The 22924-nt window shown below is 65.4% G+C and carries 20 protein-coding genes and 1 pseudogene; 14 read left to right on the forward strand and 7 right to left on the reverse strand.

Going from position 1 to position 22924, the window contains the following annotated elements:
- The first annotated feature begins 5 nt into the window (after nucleotides 1-5).
- From P3H15_RS13020 to P3H15_RS55495, 7 genes and pseudogenes are all read left to right on the forward strand, one after another.
- Nucleotides 6-977, forward strand: a complete 972-nt coding sequence (locus tag P3H15_RS13020) for an EamA family transporter (RefSeq protein WP_276137614.1) — start codon at nucleotides 6-8, stop codon at nucleotides 975-977.
- Nucleotides 978-2168, forward strand: a complete 1191-nt coding sequence (locus P3H15_RS13025; RefSeq protein WP_276137615.1) for a CaiB/BaiF CoA-transferase family protein — start codon at nucleotides 978-980, stop codon at nucleotides 2166-2168.
- An 84-nt stretch (nucleotides 2169-2252) separates the two neighbouring features.
- Nucleotides 2253-3062 (forward strand): enoyl-CoA hydratase/isomerase family protein, encoded by an 810-nt coding sequence (locus P3H15_RS13030; protein WP_276137616.1) that lies wholly within the window; start codon nucleotides 2253-2255, stop codon nucleotides 3060-3062.
- A 5-nt stretch (nucleotides 3063-3067) separates the two neighbouring features.
- Nucleotides 3068-3919: an enoyl-CoA hydratase/isomerase family protein gene (locus P3H15_RS13035; protein WP_276137617.1), complete on the forward strand. Its 852-nt coding sequence runs from the start codon at nucleotides 3068-3070 to the stop codon at nucleotides 3917-3919.
- A gap of 36 nt (nucleotides 3920-3955) precedes the next feature.
- On the forward strand, nucleotides 3956-4990 hold the full coding sequence (locus tag P3H15_RS13040; protein ID WP_276137618.1) for a phosphotransferase family protein: 1035 nt from the start codon (nucleotides 3956-3958) through the stop codon (nucleotides 4988-4990).
- A 68-nt stretch (nucleotides 4991-5058) separates the two neighbouring features.
- Nucleotides 5059-6103, forward strand: a pseudogene (locus P3H15_RS13045) (AMP-binding protein); the annotation flags it as partial.
- Nucleotides 6104-6277: 174 nt separating this feature from the next.
- On the forward strand, nucleotides 6278-6586 hold the full coding sequence (locus P3H15_RS55495) for a fatty-acid--CoA ligase (RefSeq protein ID WP_346348774.1): 309 nt from the start codon (nucleotides 6278-6280) through the stop codon (nucleotides 6584-6586).
- 115 nt (nucleotides 6587-6701) lie between these two features.
- Here the strand turns inward: P3H15_RS55495 and P3H15_RS13050 are convergent, their stop codons facing one another.
- The 3 genes from P3H15_RS13050 to P3H15_RS13060 are packed head-to-tail and all read right to left on the reverse strand — an operon-like array spanning nucleotide 6702 to nucleotide 10206.
- On the reverse strand, nucleotides 6702-7634 hold the full coding sequence (locus tag P3H15_RS13050; protein WP_276137619.1) for an acyl-CoA dehydratase activase: 933 nt from the start codon (nucleotides 7632-7634) through the stop codon (nucleotides 6702-6704).
- Nucleotides 7635-7664: 30 nt separating this feature from the next.
- Nucleotides 7665-9008, reverse strand: a complete 1344-nt coding sequence (locus P3H15_RS13055) for a 2-hydroxyacyl-CoA dehydratase subunit D (protein WP_276137620.1) — start codon at nucleotides 9006-9008, stop codon at nucleotides 7665-7667.
- 34 nt (nucleotides 9009-9042) lie between these two features.
- A complete protein-coding gene (locus P3H15_RS13060; RefSeq protein WP_276137621.1) occupies nucleotides 9043-10206 on the reverse strand; it encodes a 2-hydroxyacyl-CoA dehydratase subunit D in 1164 nt (387 codons plus the stop codon).
- A 208-nt stretch (nucleotides 10207-10414) separates the two neighbouring features.
- Here P3H15_RS13060 and P3H15_RS13065 point away from each other — a divergent pair, with 208 nt between their 5' ends.
- From P3H15_RS13065 to P3H15_RS13085, 5 genes are all read left to right on the forward strand, one after another.
- A complete protein-coding gene (locus P3H15_RS13065) occupies nucleotides 10415-11245 on the forward strand; it encodes a PaaX family transcriptional regulator C-terminal domain-containing protein (protein ID WP_276137622.1) in 831 nt (276 codons plus the stop codon).
- A 275-nt stretch (nucleotides 11246-11520) separates the two neighbouring features.
- Nucleotides 11521-12891, forward strand: a complete 1371-nt coding sequence (locus P3H15_RS13070; protein ID WP_276137623.1) for an MFS transporter — start codon at nucleotides 11521-11523, stop codon at nucleotides 12889-12891.
- The gene (locus tag P3H15_RS13075; RefSeq protein ID WP_276137624.1) at nucleotides 12888-14060 is read left to right on the forward strand and encodes an acyl-CoA dehydrogenase family protein; all 1173 of its coding nucleotides are present in this window, start codon (nucleotides 12888-12890) and stop codon (nucleotides 14058-14060) included. The genes P3H15_RS13070 and P3H15_RS13075 overlap by 4 nt, the downstream gene beginning before the upstream one ends.
- On the forward strand, nucleotides 14057-14878 hold the full coding sequence (locus P3H15_RS13080; protein WP_276137625.1) for an SDR family NAD(P)-dependent oxidoreductase: 822 nt from the start codon (nucleotides 14057-14059) through the stop codon (nucleotides 14876-14878). The genes P3H15_RS13075 and P3H15_RS13080 overlap by 4 nt, the downstream gene beginning before the upstream one ends.
- 53 nt (nucleotides 14879-14931) lie before the next feature.
- Nucleotides 14932-16869: an AMP-binding protein gene (locus tag P3H15_RS13085; RefSeq protein ID WP_276137626.1), complete on the forward strand. Its 1938-nt coding sequence runs from the start codon at nucleotides 14932-14934 to the stop codon at nucleotides 16867-16869.
- 15 nt (nucleotides 16870-16884) lie between these two features.
- Here the strand turns inward: P3H15_RS13085 and P3H15_RS13090 are convergent, their stop codons facing one another.
- From P3H15_RS13090 to P3H15_RS13105, 4 genes are all read right to left on the reverse strand, one after another.
- Nucleotides 16885-17694 carry a PaaI family thioesterase gene (locus P3H15_RS13090; protein ID WP_276137627.1) on the reverse strand — a complete coding sequence of 270 codons (810 nt, stop codon included), beginning with the start codon at nucleotides 17692-17694 and terminating at the stop codon, nucleotides 16885-16887.
- 99 nt (nucleotides 17695-17793) lie between these two features.
- On the reverse strand, nucleotides 17794-18690 hold the full coding sequence (locus tag P3H15_RS13095; protein ID WP_124393342.1) for an SDR family oxidoreductase: 897 nt from the start codon (nucleotides 18688-18690) through the stop codon (nucleotides 17794-17796).
- Nucleotides 18691-18718: 28 nt separating this feature from the next.
- Nucleotides 18719-19855 (reverse strand): acyl-CoA dehydrogenase family protein, encoded by a 1137-nt coding sequence (locus P3H15_RS13100; protein ID WP_276137628.1) that lies wholly within the window; start codon nucleotides 19853-19855, stop codon nucleotides 18719-18721.
- A gap of 90 nt (nucleotides 19856-19945) precedes the next feature.
- Entirely contained in the window at nucleotides 19946-20752 is an 807-nt protein-coding gene (locus P3H15_RS13105; RefSeq protein ID WP_276137629.1) for an enoyl-CoA hydratase-related protein, read from the reverse strand.
- 350 nt (nucleotides 20753-21102) lie between these two features.
- On the opposite strand from P3H15_RS13105, the gene P3H15_RS13110 reads away from it, so the two are divergent.
- Nucleotides 21103-22347, forward strand: a complete 1245-nt coding sequence (locus P3H15_RS13110) for a phosphotransferase family protein (protein WP_276137630.1) — start codon at nucleotides 21103-21105, stop codon at nucleotides 22345-22347.
- Nucleotides 22347-22892 (forward strand): hypothetical protein, encoded by a 546-nt coding sequence (locus P3H15_RS13115; RefSeq protein WP_276137631.1) that lies wholly within the window; start codon nucleotides 22347-22349, stop codon nucleotides 22890-22892. The genes P3H15_RS13110 and P3H15_RS13115 overlap by 1 nt, the downstream gene beginning before the upstream one ends.
- Nucleotides 22893-22924 lie beyond the last annotated feature (32 nt).

A 22924-nucleotide genomic window follows, 5' to 3' on the forward strand; every position in this document is an offset into this window, starting at 1 on the left:
GCGTCATGACGCCGGCACGTGCCGGGCGGGGTGCGATCGCGCTGGCCCTGTTCCTCGTCTATGTGATCTGGGGATCGATCTATCTCGCGATCCGTCTGGTGATCGACGAGGTCCCTCCGCTCGGCTCGATGGGTGCGCGGTTCCTCCTTGCCGCTCTGCTGATGGTCGCCTTCCTGGCCTGTCGCGGTGGCTGGCGGCGGCTGCGCCTCACCTGGCGGGAAGCGGCAGGCGCTTCGTTCCTGGGCGTACTGCTGCTCGCCTGCGGGAACGGCCTGACCTCGGTCGGCCAGCTGCACGGCGTGCCCTCCGGGGTGACGGCGCTCCTCGTGGCCATGGTGCCGCTGTGGATCTGCATCTACCGCACGCTGTCCGGTGACCGTCCACGGGTTCTCGAATTGGCCGGCGTCGGTGTGGGGCTGATCGGTCTCGCAGTGCTGGTGCTGCCGCACGGTGGTGAGCACTCGGGACTCCCGCTCGTCGGCGTGGCGGTCATCGTGTTGTCCAGTGTGTCCTGGTCGTTCGGGTCGTGGATCAAGCCCCGAATCTGGCTGCCTCGTGACGTGTATGTCAGTGCGACGTACCAGCTTCTGGCGGCCGGTGCCGCCATGACGCTCGCGTCGGTAGCGGCAGGGGAACGGCTGCACGGTGACATCGGACTCCGCGCGTGGGGCGCATTCGGCTACCTCGTGGTCTTCGGCTCGATCGTCGGCTTCACCGCGTACGCGTGGCTGCTGCACCACGCACCGTTGCCGCTGGTCGCCACCCATACGTATGTGAATCCGGTGGTGGCGGTGGCACTCGGGTCGGTGGTCCTGTCCGAGCCCGTCACGCCCGTCCTCGTCATCGGGGGAGCGGTCGTACTGCTCTCGGTCGTACTGGTCGTCAGTGCACACGCCGGGCCGCGAATGCGGGGGGATTCCACCGTGAACGATTCCAAGGTATTATTATCAGACCAAAGATCGACAGGAGATGGGTAGATGGTGCGGGACGACTCGAAACGCTCGTTCACCGGGCCGCTGTCGGGCTTGAAGGTGATCGAAATCGGTTCGATCGGTCCGGGTCCGTTCTGCGCCATGCTCCTTGCCGATCTGGGCGCCGACGTGATTCGCGTGGATCGCGCCACGGGTTCGGGACTGGTGGGGCCGAATGCCGACTTCCGCACGGAATTGCTGCACCGCGGTCGTCGCTCGCTCGCCGTCGACCTCAAGCATCCGGACGGCGCCGCGGTCGTGCTCTCTCTCGTAGCGGACGCAGACATCTTGATCGAGGGCTTCCGACCCGGGGTCGCCGAGCGACTCGGCATCGGACCGGACGACTGCGCCGCACGTAATCCCGGGCTGATCTACGGCCGCATGACCGGTTTCGGTCAGGACGGACCGCTCGCTCAGCACGTCGGCCACGACATCAATTACGTCGCGCTCAGTGGTGCCCTGTCGTTGATCGGACGCCACGGCCAACCGCCCACCCCGCCGCTCAGTCTGATCGGCGACTTCGGCGGCGGGGGAATGCTTCTCGCGATGGGCGTCCTGTCGGCGCTGTTCGAGAGGCAGCGGTCGGGACTCGGGCAGGTGGTCGACGCCTCGATGGTCGAGGGGTCCGCACTCCTCGCGACACCCTTCTTCGGGTTCGCGCAGACGGGAACGTGGAACCCTGAACGCGGCACCAACATCGTCGACAGCGGTGCGCCCTACTACGACGCCTACGAGACCGCGGACGGTAAGTGGCTGGCCGTCGGGGCGATGGAACCGCATTTCTACGCCGACCTCGTTGCGCTGCTGGAGTTGCCTGGCGATCTTCCGGACCAGAATGACCGCTCGCAGTGGCCGCAGATGAAGAAGATCTTCGCCGACGCCGTGCGCGGCCGAACACTCACGGAATGGCTTGACGCCGCCGAGGGGCTGACGCCGTGCATCGCGCCCGTCCTCGACGTCGACGAGGCGCCGTCGCATCCCCACCACGTCGCCCGAAAGGCATTCGTCGACGTCGACGGTCTCGTCCAACCGGCGCCGGCGCCGCGCTTCAGCCGCACCGCGGCCGCAGTAGATCGCCGTCCGCCGATGCCGGGCGAACACACCACCGAGATCCTGACCGACTGGGGGATCGACCCCGGGCGTGCCGCCGACTGGCTGCGCTCGGGTGCTGTGCGCGAGGCCGCCGCGGAGACCTGACCTGCCGGACCGTCGGCGTCCGGACCACCACGAAAAAACTTGCGGCGACCACCTGGGATCGCCGAACTGAGAAGGAGTGACCTCGTGACCGAGCCCACGACATGGGAAACGTTCACGCTCGACCGGCCGGAACCCGGTATCGCCGTCGTGACGTTGAACCGCCCCGAACGAATGAACTCGATGACGAACACCATGTTCGTCGAACTGGAGAAGGTTGCGCTGCAACTGGATCACGAACACGACCTCCGCGTCGTGATCCTCACCGGCGCAGGCAAGGCGTTCTGCGGCGGATTCGACCTCGACGACGCCGAAGGTTTGTCGTCGATGACGCCGATGGGCATGCTGGACCAGCAGGAACTGGCCGCGCGGGCTCTCTCGGCGATCCGCAGCATCCGGGTCCCGGTGATCGCCGCAGTCAACGGTGCGGCCGCCGGTGGAGGGCTGTCCCTGTCCCTCGCCGCCGACATCCGGATCGGTTCGCCCGCGGCACGGTTCAACGCGGCGTTCGTGCGGATCGGTCTGTCCGCAGGCGATCTGGGTGCGTCGTGGCACCTGCCCCGCCTCATCGGGCCGGCACGCGCAGCCGAATTCGCGTACACCGGTCGCTTCATCGAGGCCGTGGAGGCCGAAGCCCTCGGACTGCTGAACGCCGTCGTTCCGGCCGAGTCGCTGCTCGACGAGGCACTCGCGATGGCCCGCCTGATCAGCGCGAATTCCCCTGCCGGAGTGCAGCTGTCCAAGCGTGCACTCCACGCGAACATGGAAGTCTCCTCGTATGCGGCGGCGCTCGAACTCGAGAACCGCGGTCAGGCGCTGCTCACTCGTGGCGACGACATGCCCGAGGCGCTGGCCGCGTTCAAAGAGAAGCGCAGCCCGAAGTTCACGGGAAGGTGAGCCAGATGACGCAGACCGAAGTGCGGGAGAATACGGCGGTGCTGAGCAACTACGAGCCGCCCCAGCTGGAGACCCTCACCCTCGACGTGCTCGACGGCAAGATCGTCGTCCTCACGATCAATCGGCCCGAGCGGATGAACTCGATGGTCGTGAAGATGTTCGAGGAGTTCAACACCGTCGCATACGCCCTGCGCGACACGGACGCGCGGGCGCTGATCATCCGCGGTGCGGGCGATCGCGTGTTCTGCGCGGGCTTCGATCTGGACGAGATCAGCGTGATCACGGAAATGGGTGTGCGTGAGTTCCTCAGGTTCCAGGAGACCGCGACCGGTGGCCTGGCGGCGCTGCACCACCTGCCGTTCCCGGTGATCGCCGCGATTCACGGTGCGGCGTCCGGGGGCGGTCTGTCGCTCGCGCTTGCCTGCGACATCCGGCTCGTGGCGCCCACCGCGAAATTCAATGCGGCGTTCGTCAAGGTCGGACTGTCCGTCGGAGAACTCGGCACGTCGTGGCAGCTCACCCGGCTCGTCGGGCCCGGCCGGGCGGCGGAGATCGCCTACACGGCGCGTTTCGTCGGTGCGGAGGAAGCCGCCCGAATCGGGCTGGCGAACCGGGTGGTGCCGAGCGAGGACCTGTTCGGCGAGGCAGTGGCGGTGGCCGAGGCGATCGCATCGAATTCGCCGGGCGGCGTCCGGATGTCGAAGCGGGCACTGCAGCGGAACCAGGAAGTGACGTCGTACGCGGCGGCACTCGAGTTGGAGAACCGGGGACAGGCGCTGCTCACCCGGGGCGCCGACATGCCGGAGGCGCTCGCGGCGTTCAAGGAGAAGCGGGCGCCGCGCTTCACAGGGCAGTAGGAATCAACGAATGACGACACGGATGGAGGCGAGCGCATGACCTGGGAATGGACTCCCGACACGCTCGGTGCGCTGGAGGCGTTCCTGCGCGAGCGCGGGATCACCGAGGGCCCGCTCACGACCGCGGGGATCGGCGACGGACATTCCAACCTGACGTTCCTCGTGTCCGACGGGGTCCGTCAGGTGATCGTCCGCCGCCCGCCGCCTCCGCCGATTCCACCGGGCGCCCACGACATGCTGCGGGAGGCCCGTCTCGTCGGCGGCCTCGCCGGCAGCGGCGTGCCGGTGGCGGACGTCCTCGCCGTCGGCCAGACCGGTGAGGTGCTCGACGTCCCGTTCTACGTGATGGACTACGTCGCCGGACCGGTGGTCACCACCGAGACCCCGTCCGCGCTGAGCGCGCCGGCAGACCGCCGCCGGATCGGGGAAGCGTTGATCGACACGCTCGCCGCACTGCACGCGGTGGACTGGCAGGCCGCCGGCCTGGGCGACCTGGGCCGCCCGGAAGGATTCAACGAACGCCACCTGCGCCGCATGGGCAGGCTGGTCGCGGCCGAGGACGGGACACCGCCGCCGGAGTTCGCGGACATCGACGCATGGCTCGGCGCCAACGTGCCCGCCGAATCGGGTGCGGCGATCATCCACAACGACTACCGCATCGGCAACGTCATCCTCGCTCCCGACTCACCGGGACGTATTGCCGCAGTGCTGGACTGGGAGCTCGCGACGATCGGCGACCCGCTGTTCGATCTCGGCTACTTCCTCGCGTCGTATCCCGTCGAGGGGGAGGAACGCACACCGACCGAGGACCTCGGTACTGCCGTCCTCGAGGACGGATACCCGACCCGGGACGAACTGGCTCAGCGGTACGCGGCCGCCACCGGCGCCGACCTGTCGAACCTGAACTGGTACACGGCACTGGCCCTGTGGAAACTGGCGGTCCTGTACGAATACGGGCGGCGCCGCGCCGTCGCCGGCGTCGGCGACCAGTACTACCGCGACGAGGCACTGGTGCGCTCCTTCCTCGACGCCGCACACCGCGCGGCGGGATTGAAGACCGTCTCCGCCTGAGTCACGGGCAACCGCGGACACCAGCCGACGGGAATCGCCCCCGGCCTTCGACGTCGAACGGAGTAATGATGAACCCGATTGGATTGGCCACGTGGCTGCGTCGGCGCGCCGAGCGCGACGGAGATCGGTCGGCGCTGACGTTCGCCGGTGAGACCCTGTCGTTCGCGACACTACAGCGAGAGATCGAATCCTTCGCGGATGTGTTGTACGGGTGTGAGATCCGCTCCGGTGACCGTGTCGCCTACGTGGGCTTCAACCACAGCCGTTTCCTCGTGGCGCTCTTCGCGACGGCGCGACTGGGCGCGATCTTCGTGCCTCAACTTTCGGTTCACAGGAAGTGAACTTGCACAGAATATTCAGGACAGTGACGCTCGCCTGCTCATCGCTGACGACGCGCACACCGGCCCCATCGACGAGGTGCGCACCGATCTCGGCGTGCGGCGATATCTACGAACCGGCGAAAGTACTGACGGTTGGGATGGCGTCGACGACCTCCTGGCCCTTCGTCACATCCACGTCGAGGAGGCCGCCGTCGATGCGGATTCGGCGGCCCTGATTCTGTACACCTCGGGAACGACGGGGCGACCCAAGGGTGCCGTACTCACCCACCGAAATGTCTGGACCAGCAACGTCAACTGGATGCTGGCGGTGAACTACAACGCCGACCACGTCGCACTCACATCGGCGCCGCTCTTCCATTCCGGCGGAATGTGTGTCATGACTCTTCCGACACTCATGGCAGGGGGCCACGTCGTCGTCCACGAACATTTCGACGCCGGGTCGCTACTCGACGACATAGAGCGTTATCGGGTGACATCGCTGTTCATGGTCCCAGCCATGATGCTGTTCGCGAGCAAGCACGAGCGCTTCGACACGGCGGACTTGTCCAGCGTCCGAATCATCGTCGCGGGCGCGGCGCCCGTCCCGGAACCGATGCTGCGGTTGTATGGGGCACGCGGGATTCCCGTGAGTCAATGTTGGGGTCTGACCGAGGCCGCCACAGGGGCGACCTTCCTGGGGACGGACCGCGCCTTGGAGAAACTCGGCTCATGTGGCACCGCCGGCATGCTCAACGAGGTGCGGTTGATCGACTTCGAGGGAAATGTTCTCACCACGCCTGGTGTTCACGGCGAACTGTGCGTGCGCGGCGACACAGTGTCCCCGGGCTACTGGAACCTGCCCGAGGCGACGGCCGCGGCGCTGGGTACAGATGGTTGGTTCCGTACCGGTGACGTGGCCTATCAGGATGAGGACGGCTACTACTACATCGCGGACCGACTCAAGGACATGATCATCAGCGGTGGCGAGAACGTGTACCCCGCAGAAGTCGAGAGCGTGCTGTACGGCCACCCCGCCATCGCCGAGGTTGCGGTGGTTGGTGCCCGCGACGATCGCTGGGGAGAACGTGTGGTGGCGGTGGCGGTGCTCGTACAGGGAGCGCATCTCGACCTGGAGGAACTCCGGGACTTTGCCGGCGCCGAACTGGCCCGGTACAAGCTTCCTCTCGAATTGCGCATCATCGATGTTCTCCCGCGGAACACGACCGGAAAGGTGCTCAAGCACGAGTTGCGTGCGATGAGCGGCACCGGAGCCTGACCGCCGACAGGCTATGGCGCAGGTGCCGCACGCGAGTTGATCGCGGAGGCGGAGCGCCATGTCGGTAGCGGCATACCTCGACAGAATGGTTGCTTCGCCACCGATCCGACGAAGATCAGCGCGGATGGAGCGGGATCGGCGTGCGACCGTGCGGTGCGCCGGCGACGGCATCCTGCGTTGACCCGCAGGTCGTGCAGTCCGGAGTTGGTCCGGGTCGTGTGGACGCCGGAAGGTTCTCGTCAGTGCAGTTCTGCAGTTGCGGACTGCTCTCGACACTGTCACGCGCGAGCAGGGCGGCACCGTACGCACCGGAGATCTGCGGCGTATCGGGGACCGTGACGGGAGTACCAAGTGAGTCCTCGAGGAAGTGCACGACCGCGGCGTTCCGCGCGACACCGCCGGTCATTACCACCGGGGTGTGCTTGCCGACGTGGGAGACCAGCCCCAGTGTTCGGGCCGACACCGCGCGGTGTACGGAGGCGGCGATGTCCTCGCGCCGCTCGCCACGGGCAAGGAGGGAGATGATCTCGGTTTCGGCGAAGGTGGCGCACATGCTGCTGACCTCGAGGTCCTTGTCGCCGGCGAGTGCGAGATCGGCCAGCTCGGCGATCTCGCACTCGATCGCCCTGGCGAGCACCTCGAAGAAGCGCCCGGTGCCGCTGGCGCAGCGATCGTTCATCGAGAAGTTCTCTACGAGACCCTCGTCGTCGATGACGATCGCCTTGCTGTCCTGACCGCCGATGTCGACGACCAGGCGGGTACCGGGGCACAGTGCGGCGACACCGCGGGCGTGACAAGTGATTTCGGTGAAGGTCCGTCCGACCCCGGGAACCATGCGTCGACCGTATCCGGTGGCGATGGTCGCGGTGATGGCGGATTCGTCCAGGTCGGCTGCCGTCAAGGCACCGGCCATCGATCGGGACAGCCCGGCGCGGCTGACCGCGCCCATTTGGACCACATCCGACGCAAGGATCGATCCGTGCCGGTCGACGATCACCGACTTGGCCGTGGTCGACCCGAGATCGACACCCATGTAGAAAGCGGTCACCTGCGTGACTCCGTTCTGGTTGTGTCCGTGTCAGATTGACGTGTTGCCGGAACGGCTGCGGCGGACATCGATTCCCTCGAGCATTGCAACCAGTCGACTTTCGAGGATTTCGTCCTTGTAGAAGGAAGCGTCGGCGACATCGCCTTCGAAAAAGATCGAGGGGATGCCGAGTTCATGCTGCGCCGCCTTGGCGACCAACTGTTGAGGATTGGTGAACGCCCGGCAGGTGCGGGTGGAGTGGAACACGATGCCGTCCACTCTGTACTGTTCGCAGTCCCGTAATACCAGTTGTTTGATGGTCTTCGTTCCGTGGTTGGTCGGGCACAGCAGGTAGTGCTGCGCCATGCCGAGTAGCGGATTCTCGGGGTCGATCAGATGGGGTTCCTGCCAGAACGCCTGATGGGTGTACCGGCCGGCAATGACCGCCACGTCGTGATCGGCGAACTTGCGGGCAAGGAAGCCCAGCTTGTTCCAGTTCATGAATCCGTCGAAGTAGACGCGGTAGCGTTCATTGCGCACTGCGGGAACGCCTTCGGCGATTCGTAGTTCGATCTCGGCCTTCACCGCCGCGAAGTAGTCCACCAATTCCTGGCTGGCCGGAAGGAAGTTGATGTGTGCGATGCTCGCGATCCAGTCGAAGAACGTCGCCGGGGTGGGCGCTTGTGCGCACAGTGCCATGGCTTCGCGGCGGAGTTCGGATGCGCGCTTGATGTACGCCATGTTCTGCCGGAGGGCGTCCCAGTCGAACGGTTGTCCGGTCATGGACTCGATGAATGACACGAGTTCGAGCAGTTGGTCGGCCACATAGCGCGATGCCTGCTCCCATTCCTCGCCCACCAAGTAACCTGCGCCGGGCTTGCCGGCCGCGAGATAGGGCAGTGATACGTTGAAAATCGGCACCTCCTTGCCGAACACCCGAAAGGAGATGTCGTCCCACTGCTGTCCGGTACTGCAGCCGGCATAGGCGTTGACGAAGAAATCGGGCGCCGGCAATCGGCTGGCCAACTCCTGCTGTGCCGGCAGGCCGACGACACCGGTGCCGCTGGCGTGGCCGCTTTCTCTGGTGAGAACGGCGCATCCGAGATGGGTGCGCGAATACGAGCAGAGTTCTCCGATGTAGCCCGCCTCTTCGGCGGCCAGCTGGGCGGGGCGCTCGAGGTGCTGGGCGGCGAGCCGGGCGGAGAAGGCCTCACCGTGGCACCAGGCGAGACCCGCAGCCTGGAAGAAAGGGTTGACGGCAGAACCGTTGTACCAGACGACTTTCTGGCCACGTTCGCGGGCGGTGAAGATGTTGTCCCAGTAGTTGGCGACCATCTTGCCGCCGGTCTTGGTGATGCTCAATCGGTTGGTGTTGTCGGTGACGGTAGTGCTCATGTGATCACTTCCTGGTGGGTCGAGGGTTCGGATTTCACGACGTGACGAGCTGGGTGCGCCGGATGCGCTCGAGCAGAGCCTCGACACGGGTACGGACCGATTCCACCGGAACCCCGTCGTGTTCGGTTTCGAGGAGTAGGTGAGGGATGCTCTGCTCCGTGAGCCGTTTGCGGAGTTGCGGGTAGTAGAGCATGTGCGGCTCGCAGAACTTGGCCATCAGCACGATGACCCCGTGAGCGCCACTCGTCTCGACGGAGCGGATCAGCGTGTCCTCCCAGTCGGTGTCGTGTTTGACACGGGTGGGGCAGGGGAGGTTGACGTCGCGCTGCAGGTACCAGCGGCCGAGTGCGGCGACCGGGTCGATGTCTTCATCGACGTAGGTCGAGATGTAACGGGCGCCGTGGTAGAGATCATCGTCGACCACGACCGCCCCGCATTCCTCGACGGCGCTCAGCAGTTGGGGATTCGGGGCGTGGCAGAAATGACCCGACAGGTGCAGACGAATGCGATCGTCGCGGGGGACCGTCTCGAGTCCTTCGACGATCTGCCGAAGCAGCGCGGTGTGCTCGGCCTTGTCCATCACCATGCTCGACTTCACCAGTGACTGCATCTCGGTCGAGGTGAACTGCGCGCTGCCGGATCTGCGTGCTGCAAAGATGTGACGGAGAAGCCGGCGGTTGTCGTTGAACAGCGTGATGCTGCGCGAGAGTGACTGTGCGGAAAAGGGTTCGCCGGTGAAGGTCGCCATTTCGTCGATGAAGGCGCGTATCTTCGCGTCGACGACGTCCGGGGCCCAGGCGTCACCGAGCGAGCTGGCGAATTGTTCGAAGTGCAGCGGTGTGTCGGCGTATTCGTCGCGCACTACATCCACCGCTCCCAGGAGCTGAATGCAGTGGTCGGACAGGAAGAAGCTGTCGTAGATGTCCAGCCTGCCCTTGGCGGCCTGGTCCGCGATGTTCCTGGTGTAACCGCAATAGAACTCGGCCAACAGGTTTCGCCCCATGCTGTCGGGTTCACGGTTCTCCTGGATGATCACCGGCAACGCGCCGGCGGCGTGGGCGATCTCGGCCGGAAAGTTCATGGGGAACGCCCCGACGACTTTTCCGCCGGTCCGCTCTTTCCACTGAACGACGTATGTCTCCGGGTCGGCAGCAATGTCGCCGAGTCTGGTCAGTGCGGTCGTCAATGTCTCCGGCACGGCACCTGCCTCCTTCGCGCCCAACCCAGGGATGGCCGGGCCAACCCGGGGTGATGGGGGATGTGAATCGGCCACGTGGCGGACCGGTCCCTTCTTTGTAGACCCAAATTAGACAATAATCAACTCTATGTGGTCAGAAATGTATAACTTTGGGACTGGCGGCGAGTGCCGCGGCGCGCCGCCTGCCGAGCCTGCGACAATTCGTGGTGTGTTCGACGTCAACCTTCCTCCGCCGAGTGCTCGATCCCTCCTCCTCACGGTCGTCGGTGAGCTCATGCATTCGTCGACGGAGGAGGCCTGGACGACGGCGTTGCTCCGAGTGCTCGGCGGCCTCGGGATCGAGGAGCACGCCGGTCGTCAATTGCTGGCGCGTGCCGCTGCGGCCGAGTGGCTCGAGCGCGAACGGCGCGGGCGGGCGGTGCACTGGCGCCTCGCGGGCAGGGGGCGGGGTCTCGTGTCCAACGGTATCCGGCGATCGAACGCCTATCTCGCGGGTCCGCCGTCGTGGGACGGCCGGTGGTTGCTGCTGTTCGTCACGGTGCCCAACCAGCTCCGCACGACGCGAAAGCGGCTTTACGGTGGCCTGTCCTGGCTGGGAATGGGCAATCCGCTGTCGAGTGTGTGGGCGACGCCCCATGCGGACCGGAAGGATGACCTGAGCGAGCTGGTGAAGTCGCTGGGGCTCGAAGCGTCGTCGCTCGCCGTGATCGGTCCGGTGCAGGCCACGGGCATGACCGACCGAGAGATCGTCCGGGACGCCTGGGACCTCACCGGTATCGCCGAATCGTACGAGTTGCTGCTTGCCCAGCTCGAGGACCTGGCGGAGCCGTCGGATGAGGCTGACGTCTTGCTGACGTACCTCCGGCTGCTCAATGTTCAGCAGCGCTTGATGCGGCGGGATCCGTTTCTTCCCGAGCTGTTGTTACCGGAGTGGATCGGTCGCGAAGGCGCGGAAACGATCCGCCGGCGTCGTGAGCAGTGGGCGCCGATCGCCCATGCACGGTGGGCGAAGATCGTGCAGGAGTGCGCGCCGGATTGACCTGTGGCCGCGCCTTGGTCCCCGGGCCGGAATTCGGGACGAAGTGGGTTTGTACAGAATCTGCATCAGGGTGTTGATTTTTGTATAAATTGTCGGCATGATGCCCTTGTGGGACGGGTCACAGCACGTCCTTCGTGAGACGAGAGTCGAAAGACACGCCCGGGCAACTTGTCTCCCAATTTATGGTCATTCCATTAGACCGAAAGCGGTTGGGTGTCCCTCTTCCTGCGGCTTTCGCGTCGGCGACCATCCGATCCTCTCAATCAGGAGCAGACATGGAATCACCCATCGCCGACCCTCCCCGCGTCGAATCGGCGTCGTCGCGAAGAACGTCTCGGCGTGCCGCACTGGCCGCATTTCTCGGCACCGTCATCGAGTTCTACGACCTGGTGATCTACGGGACGGCGGCGGCACTGGTCTTCGGTGACGTCTTCTTCCGCGACGTCAGCCCCCAAGTCGCGTTGATTATGTCGTTCGCGACGTTCGCCACCGGCTATCTGGTGCGACCGATCGGCGGTTTGATCTTCGGCTACATCGGCGACAGCTTCGGTCGCCGATCGGCACTCATGATCACCATCGCCATGATGGGTGGCGCGACAGTGCTGATCGGCGTGTTGCCGACGTACGCAACCGTCGGTGCGCTGGCGCCGATCATGCTTCTCGTCCTGAGGCTGGTCCAGGGCATTGCCATCGGGGGCGAGCAGGGAGGCGCCGTGCTGATCGCCGTCGAGCACGCCCCGCCGAACAAGCGGGGGTTCTACGGAAGCTTTTCGACGGCGGGCGCCCAAGGCGGAACCGTCCTCGCCACCGCCGTATTCGCGCTGGTGACCCTGATGCCTGAAGACGCGCTCATGACCTGGGGCTGGCGAGTGCCGTTCCTGCTCAGTGCGGCCATCGTCGTCGTCGGGCTGATCATTCGGAACGGAATCGAGGAAACCCCCGACTTCAAGCACGTCGCGGACAGTGCGAAGACTCGTAACCCTGTGCGGCAGGCTCTGGTCCGGTACCCCAAGACAATTCTCGGAATCACCCTCGTCATGGGTGGAGTGTTCGCCTGCTGGTACATCCTGACCGTCTACAGCCTGAGCTACGCGGTCAAGACTGTCGGTATCGACCGTACGACGATGCTGTGGCTCATCACTGCCGCCACACTCCTGGTCGTCGTCATGAACCCCGTGTGGGGTGCACTGTCCGACCGCATCGGGCGCGCCAAGCTCGTCGCCGGAGGGTTGGTGATCGAGGGAGTGATGCTGATCGTCTATTTCGGAGCATTGACGACGGGTAACCTCGCGCTCATATTCGTCACCATGATCGCCACGACGGGCTGCGGCCACGCCATGATCAACGGTGTCTTCCCGGCATTTGTCGCCGAAAGCCTTCCGGCGGAAGTCCGTTACACCGCAGGATCCTTCGGGATCCAGCTCGCCGGCGTGCTCGGCGGATTCGCACCCCTGGTCGCGGTCGCACTCCAGGGGTCGAGTTGGGGCGTGTGGTCCATCCCCGGCATCTGCATGGTGATCTGTTTGGTCGGTGCGCTCAGCGCGTACACGCTGGTCCGCGGGGCCCGGTCGGCAACCGCACCGCCGCACGCCGAACCTGCACCCGCATCTCATCTCGTCGACTCGGACGACAAGGCCATCTCATGACCTCAGTCGTCGATCCCGACCGCTCGAGGATCCGCGACGCGGTGAACGCCTTCGCGGCCAAGCGAGTCGCACCCGGGTACCTTGCCCGTGCCAAGTCCTCGACATTTCCCTGGGACCTGCATCGCGAGATCGCAGACCTCGGAATCTACGGTCTGCTCGCGGGCGACGAGTACAACCCGCTCGACCGGGAGGATTTCGTCGCCGCCGGTCTCGCGGTGGAGGAACTCGCCTACGCGGACTTCAATATCGCCAACATCGCGATCCCGGTGATGCTGATGGGCACACTGATCCGCCATCACGGGTCCGAGACGCTGGTGAAGGAATGGCTCCCGCGCCTGGTCGCCGGCGAGACGTTCGTGGCTTTCGGGCTGACCGAGCCCGAAACGGGGTCCGACGCGGCGAACATCACGACGACCGCGCGTGCGACCGACGACGGGTATGTCATCTCCGGAGAGAAGACGTCGGTCACCATGCTGAGCAACGCCGAGGCGATTATCGTCGCCGCACGCACCATCCGCGACGGTGGCGATGTCGGTGTATCGGCCTTCCTGGTTCCGCTCGACAGTGCCGGCATCGCCAAATCGGTTGTTCCAGACACCGGCTGGGGCATTCTCGGGCGTGGAGTCCTGCATCTGGACGCGGTGGAGATTCCGGCCGACAATCTGATCGGGGTCGAGGGTCGTGCATTCTCCCGCGTCCTCAACGGATTCGACTTCACGCGGCCACTCCTCGCCCTCACGGGGATCGGTGCAGCGCAGGTGTCGCTGGACGAGACGGCCGAGTACGTCCGACAGCGCACAGCATTCGGTGCAAAGCTGGCCAAGTTCGAAGGCGTGTCCTTTCCGATGGCCGAACATCTCACGAAGCTCGAGGCAGCCCGGCTGATCTGCTATTCGGCCCTGGAGAAGCGAACCTTGAACCTGCCGCACACCGCGGAGGCCGCGATGGCCAAGTGGTACGGACCCCTGGTCGCAAGTGCAGCGGTCAAGGAATGCCTGCTCCTCCACGGCAATTACGGCTACTCACAGGAACTGCCCTTCGAGCAACGCCTCCGAGACGTCATGTCTGTCGAGATCGCCGACGGCACAGCCCAAATCCAGAAGATCATCATCATGCGAGAAAAGTACGGAACCGACTTCGTTCCGTACGAGAAACGGAGCACCACATGAGCATTACCAACACCGCCGCAGCCGACCGGGCGAATCCGGCCGACGGATTCGACTTCAGCAAATCTAAGATCCTGGTGATTGGCGGCACCTCGGGTGTCGGCCTCACCACTGCGATCTCCTTCGCGCAATGCGGCGCCCGGCACATCACCCTCGTCGGTCGCAACGAGACGAGAGGGAAAGAGGCGATTGACCGAGTCCGCGCGCTCTGCCCGGAGTCCGAAGTTCACTTCCTGCCGGCAGATGCCAACGACCCCGGAGCCGCCGACGAGGTTGTCCGCGAAGCTGCGCGGACCATGGGCGGACTGGACGTTCTCGTGAACTCGACGGTCGCTGTGTACCAGCCGACACTGTTTCACGACACGGACATCGCAGAGATCCCGACGATGCTGGTGCAGCAGGCACTCGGACCCATCCTCACCAGCCGCGCTGCCGTCACACTCATGCGGGAGAGCGGGCACGGGGTGATCATCAACATCGCATCCGACGCCGCGAAGGTCCCGACGCCCGGTGAATGTGTCATCGGAGCCGCCATGGCCGCAATCGTGACCTTCTCCCGCACCCTGGCGGTCGAGGCCAAGCGCTATGGCGTCCGGGTGAACACGATCACCCCGTCCCTCATCGCGAACACGGGATCGTACGACAGGGCGATGAACATCGAGTTCAGTCAGAAAATCTTCGAGAAGATCAAGAATCAGGCACATCTCGGGCTCACCGAACCCGAGGATCTTGCGAACACGATCCTCTTCCTCGCCTCACCCCTCGCCGCCAACATCACCGGACAGGTGGTCAGCGTGAACGGCGGCATCTCGGTGGCATGACGGTGTCGGCACATCGAACCCCCTGTCAGAACCCTCTAGAAAGGCCCGCACGGATGGTGCACTCGCCCGCCCCAGCGCATCCGCATTCTCGCGTCGACCCCACGCCGCCACGAATACTGCGGCGAAGAATCGCAAACCGAGACGACATCACTTCCATCGAGACGACGTTCTCGCCCGATGATTTACGTACCGGCGCGACGTTCTACGACGCTCTCGCCGCGGCCGCTGCCGAGCATCCGGACAAGAACGCGATCGTGACGATCGAACCGCCCGACTTTCTCGTCCCGGCGCGTGTCGTCACCTATCGCGAACTGATCGGATCGATCGAACGTGCGGCCAGCCTCTTCCACGACCGCGCCGGCGACTCGCCCAGCGTGGTCGCGGTGATGCTGCCGATGCTGCCGGAGGGCCTAGTCGCGATCTGGGGAGCGGCGACCTCCGGGATCGCGGTTCCACTCAACCCCTTCCTCGAGCTCTCTTCTCTCGTGCGCATTATGAACGACGCCCGCTGTACGACGCTGGTCACCGTGCGCGGGACAGTCGACGAGAAATGCGGTGGGGACGTCGAAGCGATCCTCGAGGCCGTGCCCACCCTGCAATCGGTCTTCTTCGTCGACGGCCCGGACGGCCCGCACGATCTCCTCACCGCCATGGACAGCTACGCAGGTTCCGGACTGACCTTCGACCGCGACCTCGATCCGCATCGGGACGCTGTCCTGATGCCGACCGGTGGAACCACCGGAACGCCGAAGCTGGTTCGCATGTCCCAATTCGGTCAATTGACCGTTACCTGGAACGTCGGTGCTCTCATGGGACCGCGACCGGACGGCGTGGTGGCTCACGGCATGCCGAACTTCCACTGCGGGGGCAGCGTCTCGCTCGGCTTGCGGGCGCTGCTGTACGGGCAGACCCTGCTGACAATGACGTCCGAGGGATACCGGAACCGCGCGGTGGTCGAGAAGTTCTGGGACATCGCTCGCCACTACCGGGTGACCTCCCTACTCGCCACGCCGACGACCGCCCAGGCGTTGCTCAGCCTGCCCGGCGGTTCACGGAAGGATCATTGCATCGAGGACTTCCACGTCGGCGGCAGCGCCGTGCCGACCGAACTCGTCCGCGCCTTCCACGAGCGGTTCGGCATCTGGCTGCGCGAGAACTGGGGCATGACCGAGGTGCACGGAACGGTGACCGGGCACCTGAACGACGGATCGGCGCCACGGATCGGCTCGGCAGGCACACCGCTTCCGTTCTGCCAGGTCCGTGCGATCGAACTCGACGACGAGGGGCGGTTCGTTCGTCAGTGCCCGCCCGGCGAACGCGGGACGCTCGTGATCGGCGGCCCGATCGTCAGCCAGGGGTATCTCAACGAAGAACTGAACAAGGACTTCTTCGTGGTGGGAATGCCGGACGGGAAGGCATGGGCGAACACGGGTGATCTCGGCACCGTCGACGAAGACGGTTATGTCTGGGTGTCCGGGCGTGCGAAGGACCTCATCATCCGTGGCGGCCACAACATCGACCCCAGCGAAATCGAGTACGCACTCGACCGCCATCCCGCGGTCCACCTCGTCGCCGCGGTCGGCCGGCCGGATGCCGCCAAAGGGGAGCTTCCGGTGGCGTTCGTCCAACTCGAAGAGGGCGCCACAGTAGAGCCGGGTGAATTGCTGGCCTTCTGCCGAGAACACGTCCAGGAACGAGCAGCGACGCCGGTCGAGGTGATCGTGCTCGATCAACTTCCACTGACACCGGTCGGGAAGCTCGCCAAACCAGTACTTCGGATGCTCGCCACCGAACGCGAAGTACACGCCCAAGTCAGGGCTGTCCTCCCGGACAGCGTTGCCTACGAGGTCCGGGTCGACAACACCGGCCTGCGCCCGCTCGTCGTCGTCGATCTCTCCGACGAGGACGGTGAAGCGCTGGAAGGTGCTCGGGTGCTTCGGGAGCGGTTGGCGCACTACGAGTTCGACTCGGACGTCCGTGTCGGCGGCTGACGCGGCAATCTCGTCTCACACGCGATGGCACGTGACCGTCGCTGTGGTGCACGTCTTTCCGGCTTGATTGCGCGCGGCGACCTGGACGACGGCGAAGCTGCGGCCACGGTAGAGGACCCGGGGAGCGAAGGTGAGCGGCTCGGTCCCGGGGCAGGGGCGCACGAACGCCATGGCGATCGAGGTCGTCTGGAACTCCGCCTCCGGTGTCACCGCGGAGAGGCCCGCGATCTCGGACGCGCACAGGAGGATGCCGCCGTGGACGTTGCCGAGCGGATTGCAGTGCGATTCCGCGGCCTCCAGTTCCAGCCCTGCGGCGGCATTGTCCCGACGGTGGTGGGCGCCGAGCAGTTCGATGATCGAGGACGCGCTCGGTTCGATGGGTGGCACGTCGTCGGGAGCGGTTCCGGTCGGTATCTCCGCGGAGACGAACCGGAGGCGAGCGCTGGCGATGGCCACGACCCGCCCGGACTCGTCGACGACCCGGCCGGTTGCCAGGCCGCCATCCGGGTCGGACGCGACGACGCTGCTCTCCGCATGGAGGATCGAACCGTCGACCGCCGGGTTTCGTGAGAAGTCGAGGTGAAGTTCCGTCGTGACGGCCCAATGTCCGGCCGGGATGCGGGCGGCGATCGGGTATCCCGTGACGTCGTCCATCAGGACACCGAGAGCGCCGCGGCACGGAAGGCCGCGTTCGTCGGACATCCATGGTCCGGTCTGCATCTGAGACGTGCCGTGAGTGGCGTCGCCGATCACGGGTGCCACACGGAACAGTGCTTCGGCACCCGCCGAGATGAACGGAAGGGCCTGGAGATTGTCGGTTGTCATGTCTCTTTCGGCGGATGCGGCGTGACTGCGGGCGCTCATGAGAAAGGCCTGCCGGCCGGGACTTGTCGTCACCGACTGGCAGGCCCGGTCTGTGAGGGATCAGACTCCGCGCTGCGACTTGGCGGCTTCGCTGGCGGCCTTGCTCTTTTCCCGGGCGGTGGCCCAGTCCTCGTTGCTCATCGATGTCAGGCCGGCGAAAGTGCCGGGGCCGGCGAGCATCTGACCGCCGTCCATGGCGATGGTCTGGCCGGTGAGGTAATCGCAGGCGTCCGACAGCAGGAAGATGGTGAGGTTGGCGAGTTCCTCCATCGTGCCCATCCGGCCCATCGGCACCTGGTCGGCCTGGGTCGCGCCGACGGCACTCTTTTCGGTCGGGTTCAGCATCTCCCACGCGTAGTCGGTCGGGATCGGGCCCGGGGCCAGCGCGTTGAGGCGGATGCCGTACCGCGCCCATTCGACGGCGAGCGACATCGTCATCGAGTGCACGGCGGCCTTCGCCATCGCGGACGGGACGACGAACGCGGAGCCGCTCCAGACCCAGGTGGTGAGGGTGGACAGGACGACGCCCTTGGTCCCGCCTTCGATCCAGCGGCGGCCCGCGGCGTGGGTGGTGTTGAACGACCCGTTCATCACCGTGGAGGTGACGGCTTCGAAGGCACGCGGGCTGAGTGATTCGGTGGGGGCGATGAAGTTCGCGGCGGCGTTGTTGATCACGCCGGTGAGCGGACCGTGGAGCGTCCAGATCTCGTCCATTGCAGCCGACACGAGATCTGCTTTGCGCACGTCGACGGTCTGCCAGTGGACCGAACCCGGCCGGGACACGGACGCCTCCGCCGCGGCTTCCTCGAGGACGGCGGGACGGCGGCCCCACAGGTGGACTTCGGCGCCGTGGTCGACGAGATGCCGGGCGACGCCGCGGCCGAGGCCGGTGCCGCCGCCGGTGATGAGGACGCGCTTGCCCGCGAGGGCGTCGGACGCGAAGGGAGAAGTGGTCATGCGATGGTCCTATGGTCGGGAACGAGGGCTACAGGCCCAGGCTCTTGCTGATGATCTCGCGCTGAATCTCGTTGGTACCGCCGTAGATCGGTGGTGCCAGGGACCGGCGAACCTGCTCCTCCATGCCGTACTCGCGGGTGTAGCCGTAGCCGCCCATCATCTGCATCGCCTCGAGTGCGGTCTTCTTCGCGATCTCGGTACATTTCAGCTTGGCCATCGACCCCTCGCGGTTGAGGTTGTCTTCCTCGCCGGCATCGATTCGCTCCGCGACCTCGTACACGAACGACTTCGCGAAGGCGATCTCCGTGGCGAGATCCGCGATCCGGTGCCGGATGGCCTGGAAGCTGCTGATCTTCTGGCCGAACTGTTCACGCTCGGTGACAAACGCGATCAGGTCGTCGAGAGAACGTTGGGCACCACCCAGTGCCATCGTCGCGATGATGAGGCGTTCGACGCTCAGTCCGCGCATGAGGTGGCGCCACGCCTGGTTCGGTGTGCCGACGACCGCGCTCGCCGGGACCGCGACGTCGGTGAAGTACAGGTCGTTGCAGGTCCGGGCCTCCATGGTCTTGATCTCGTGAATCTCGAGCCCCGGCGCATCGGCCGGCACCATGAACAGGGTCAGGCCCTGGTGTTTGTTGCCGGTCGTGTCGGTCCGGGCCAGGAGGAGGATGTTCTCGGCGATGTGTGCCGCGGAGATCCAAGTCTTCTGCCCGTTGATGACGTAGTGGTCGTCGACCAGTTCCGCCTTGATCCGGACGCCCCCGAGATCGGAGCCGGCGCCGGGCTCGCTGAGGGCGATCGCCTCGAGCTTGCCGGCCGCCATGTTGCCGACGATGGTGCGTTTCTGCTCCTCGGTGCCGTAGCGAAGATAGGTCTGCGCGGCAGTGAGACCGGTGGAGTAGGCGATGATAGGTGCGAGGCCGCGGGCGGATTCCTCGAGGAAGATGCATTCCTCGACCATTCCGGCGCCGCCCCCGCCGTACTCCTCCGGCAGCGAGACGGCGAGCCAGCCGAGGCCGGCGAACTTGTCGAGGATGAGGGGGCTGTTCGCCAGTGTGCCGCCCTCGGTCAGCAGGTCGCGTTGCTGGAGGGTTTTGCATTCGGCGGCGCAGAACTCGCGGACGGCGACCGCGAACTCTCGTTGCTCTGTAGTGAAACGCATAGCGGCGGATGCTCTCTCGCGTGAGGGGGAGGGGTTCGATCGGCGCGGCGGGCGGGAGGCGAGGCGCGTACGCCCCGCCTCCTCGATCCGTCAGGCTCCGCGGAACTTGGAGAAGTCGGGCTTGCGCTTCTCGTTGAACGCGCTGATTCCCTCGATGGCCTCGGCGGACTCACCGAACAGCTTGAGCGTGGAGTAGGCCATGTTGCCCTGTGCGATGAAGTGCTCGGTGTCGGCGTTCAGGGACTGCTTGAGCACCTTCAGCGACGTCGGCGACAGCTGCAGGATCTCGTCCGCCCACGCCCGGACCTCCGCCCGCAACTGGTCACCGGGCACCACCTTGTTGACCAACCCCCAGTCGAGGGCCTGCTCGGCGCTGTAGCGGCGGCACAGGAACCAGATCTCACGCGCCCGCTTCTCGCCGATGGCCCGCGCCAGGTAGCCGGTGCCGAGGCCGGCGTCGAACGATCCCACGCGCGGACCGTTCTGCCCGAAGATCGCGTGGTCGGCGGCGATGGACAGATCGCACAGCAGGTGCAGCACGTGGCCGCCACCGACCGCGACTCCGTTGACCGCGGCGATCACGGGCTTGGGCACGTCCCGGAGCACGCGGTGCAGCGCCTCGACCTCGAACAGACCGCTGTCGGACGGGCCGTAGTCGCCGGTCTCCATCCGCTGCTTCTGGTCGCCACCCGAGCAGAACGCCTTCTCCCCGGCGCCGGTGAGCGCGATCGCCCCGACCTCGGCGCTTCCCCATGCCTTCTTGAACGACTTCACCAACTCGTCGACCGTCCGCGCACGGAACGCGTTGTACCGCTCGGGCCGGTTGATCGTGATCCAGGCGAGTCCGTCCTCGACCTCATACGTCACATCCGTGAAGTCACTCGTGAAGTCACTCATCGACCTGTTGGTCCTTTCGTGTTGCCCGCGGAGCGTGAGCCCCGCGAAGTTCTTTTGGTCTTACCTTATGACGAAGGTAGCGCTGATAACGAGCGTTTTCAAGAGCGGCGGTGAATAACGCAGTGAGCTGCAGTGATGCCGGAGCGATGGTCTGCAATATTCGTCCGAGGCCTGGTCGCTGCGTTCCCATCCTCTGCACAGCAGAACCTTCTGTACGTGTGCGCCCGGTCACATTAGTGTTCGGGTCGTCGAGGTGACGACCACCCGACTCGCAAGCCCCAATCTCCCGGAGAGCCGTGCTGTAGCGCTCCGGTCACGGCGTGTCCCGCCATGAGCGTGATGAGGAAATCATGAGTGCAACCATCCAACGGGATCGGCAGATACCCGGACTGATCGCGGACTCCGATCGAGACGAGCCCACGCCGGAGGTCATCGAGGGGATTCGCGCGCGGTTCCCCACCGAAACCGAATACGACCGGATGCTGACCCGCAAGATGGAGCGGCGTGCGGGGCAGGGTTATCGCAGCTTCGATCTGGGCCTTCTCACCGCGGCGCTCGAGAACATGCTGAGGGACGTACTGCCGTCTTCGCGGTTCGAGGTCCGGAACGCGCGGTGGCTGACCGGCGGGGCGTCGAAGATTCAGATGGGTTTCACACTCCGCTACGACGACTCCGCAGCCGGTGAGGTGACCGAGGATCTGGTCCTGCGCATGGAGCCGCCCGAGTCCCTGAACGCCACCAGCCGGATGCGGGAATTCGAGGTGATCAACGCTCTCGCCGGAACGGTGCCTGTGCCGACGGTCCGGTGGGTCGACGAGGACGGCAGGTGGTTCCCGGAGCCGGCGCTCGTCTATACGTGGGTGCACGGATCCGCGAAGCCCAGCCGCGCCCAGAGCCGGATCGCCGGCATCGGGATCAACTTCGGTCCCGAACTCCGAGAAGTCCTGGCGCCGCAGTTCGTCGATCTCCTGGCACGCATTCACACGTTCGACGTGACGGCGGCAAAGCTGGATCACTACGAGAAGCCCTCCGCTGCCGGGACCGAGAGTGCACTGTGGCAGTTGAATCGGGCGAGGCGGGTGTGGGAGGAGGACCGTGGCGAAGACTTTCCGCTGCTCGATGTGGCGGCGGGTTGGCTGGAGGACAACCTGCCTGTTCTCGACCGTGTCAGTCTCGTCCACGGCGACTACCGGGGCGGAAATTTCCTGTTCGACGAGGACACCGGATCCGTCACGGCCATTCTCGACTGGGAGCGCAGCTTCCTCGGCGACCGCCACCGCGACCTGGCATGGGCGACGCTGTACCCGTTCGGTCATCCGTCCGAGGACGGTTCCGAATTCCTCGCGACCGGACTGCTGCCGACCGCCGTTTTCTTCGAGATGTACGAGCAGGCGTCCGGCCTGACCGTCGATCCGGAGAAACTCACGTTCTACCGGATTCTGAACGAATACCAGTCGGTCGTCACCGCGCTGGGCTCGGCCTACCGCGTCTCGAAGCTGGGGAAGACCCACCAGGACGTTCTGCTGACGGGACTCGAGGCGACCGGATATCTGATGGCCCATCAACTCGGCCAGGATCTCGAGGAGGTTCTGTAATGGTGAACAAATCCGCGAACACGTTCGACGCTGCTGCCCGCTCCCTCCGCATGACGGTGACACCGGCGCTGGGTGAATCGAATTCGCTGGCCGCAGAGCAGGTGAGGGTCATCGCCGGCGTCCTCGACTTCTACCGCGACCGAGCACACCACGAGTATCCGCGGAAGCAGTACGAGTTCCGAACATATCTCGCTCTCGCAGAACGGCTCAGCGGCCACGAGAAGGTTGATCACGCTGCCCGGTCACTGCTGGCGGACGCACTCGAGAATGCGCGCCGCACCGATCGGCTCGCCGTTCCGGAGTACGGACAACTCGACCGGGCCACGGACGAGTTGACGCGTGCGATTGCCGGGATCGTCCGATCGGCGCGAACCACCGACCCGGCCACGGGCGCCGAGGTCAGCCGCATCGTGCTCGAACACTCACGACCACTCGTCGAGTTGCAGCGGTCGTGGTTCCTCCCTCAGGGTGTCGATCCGGACCCGCATACGGTCCCGCCGCTCCGCTCTCTGCTCGAAGCCCAGACCGCCACCCGCGCGCACTAGCCAACGCACCGTCTGCCTCATGGATCAGGAGA

Origin of the sequence: Rhodococcus sp. T2V, from assembly GCF_029269925.1 — a bacterium.
GTDB lineage: Bacteria > Actinomycetota > Actinomycetes > Mycobacteriales > Mycobacteriaceae > Rhodococcus_F > Rhodococcus_F koreensis.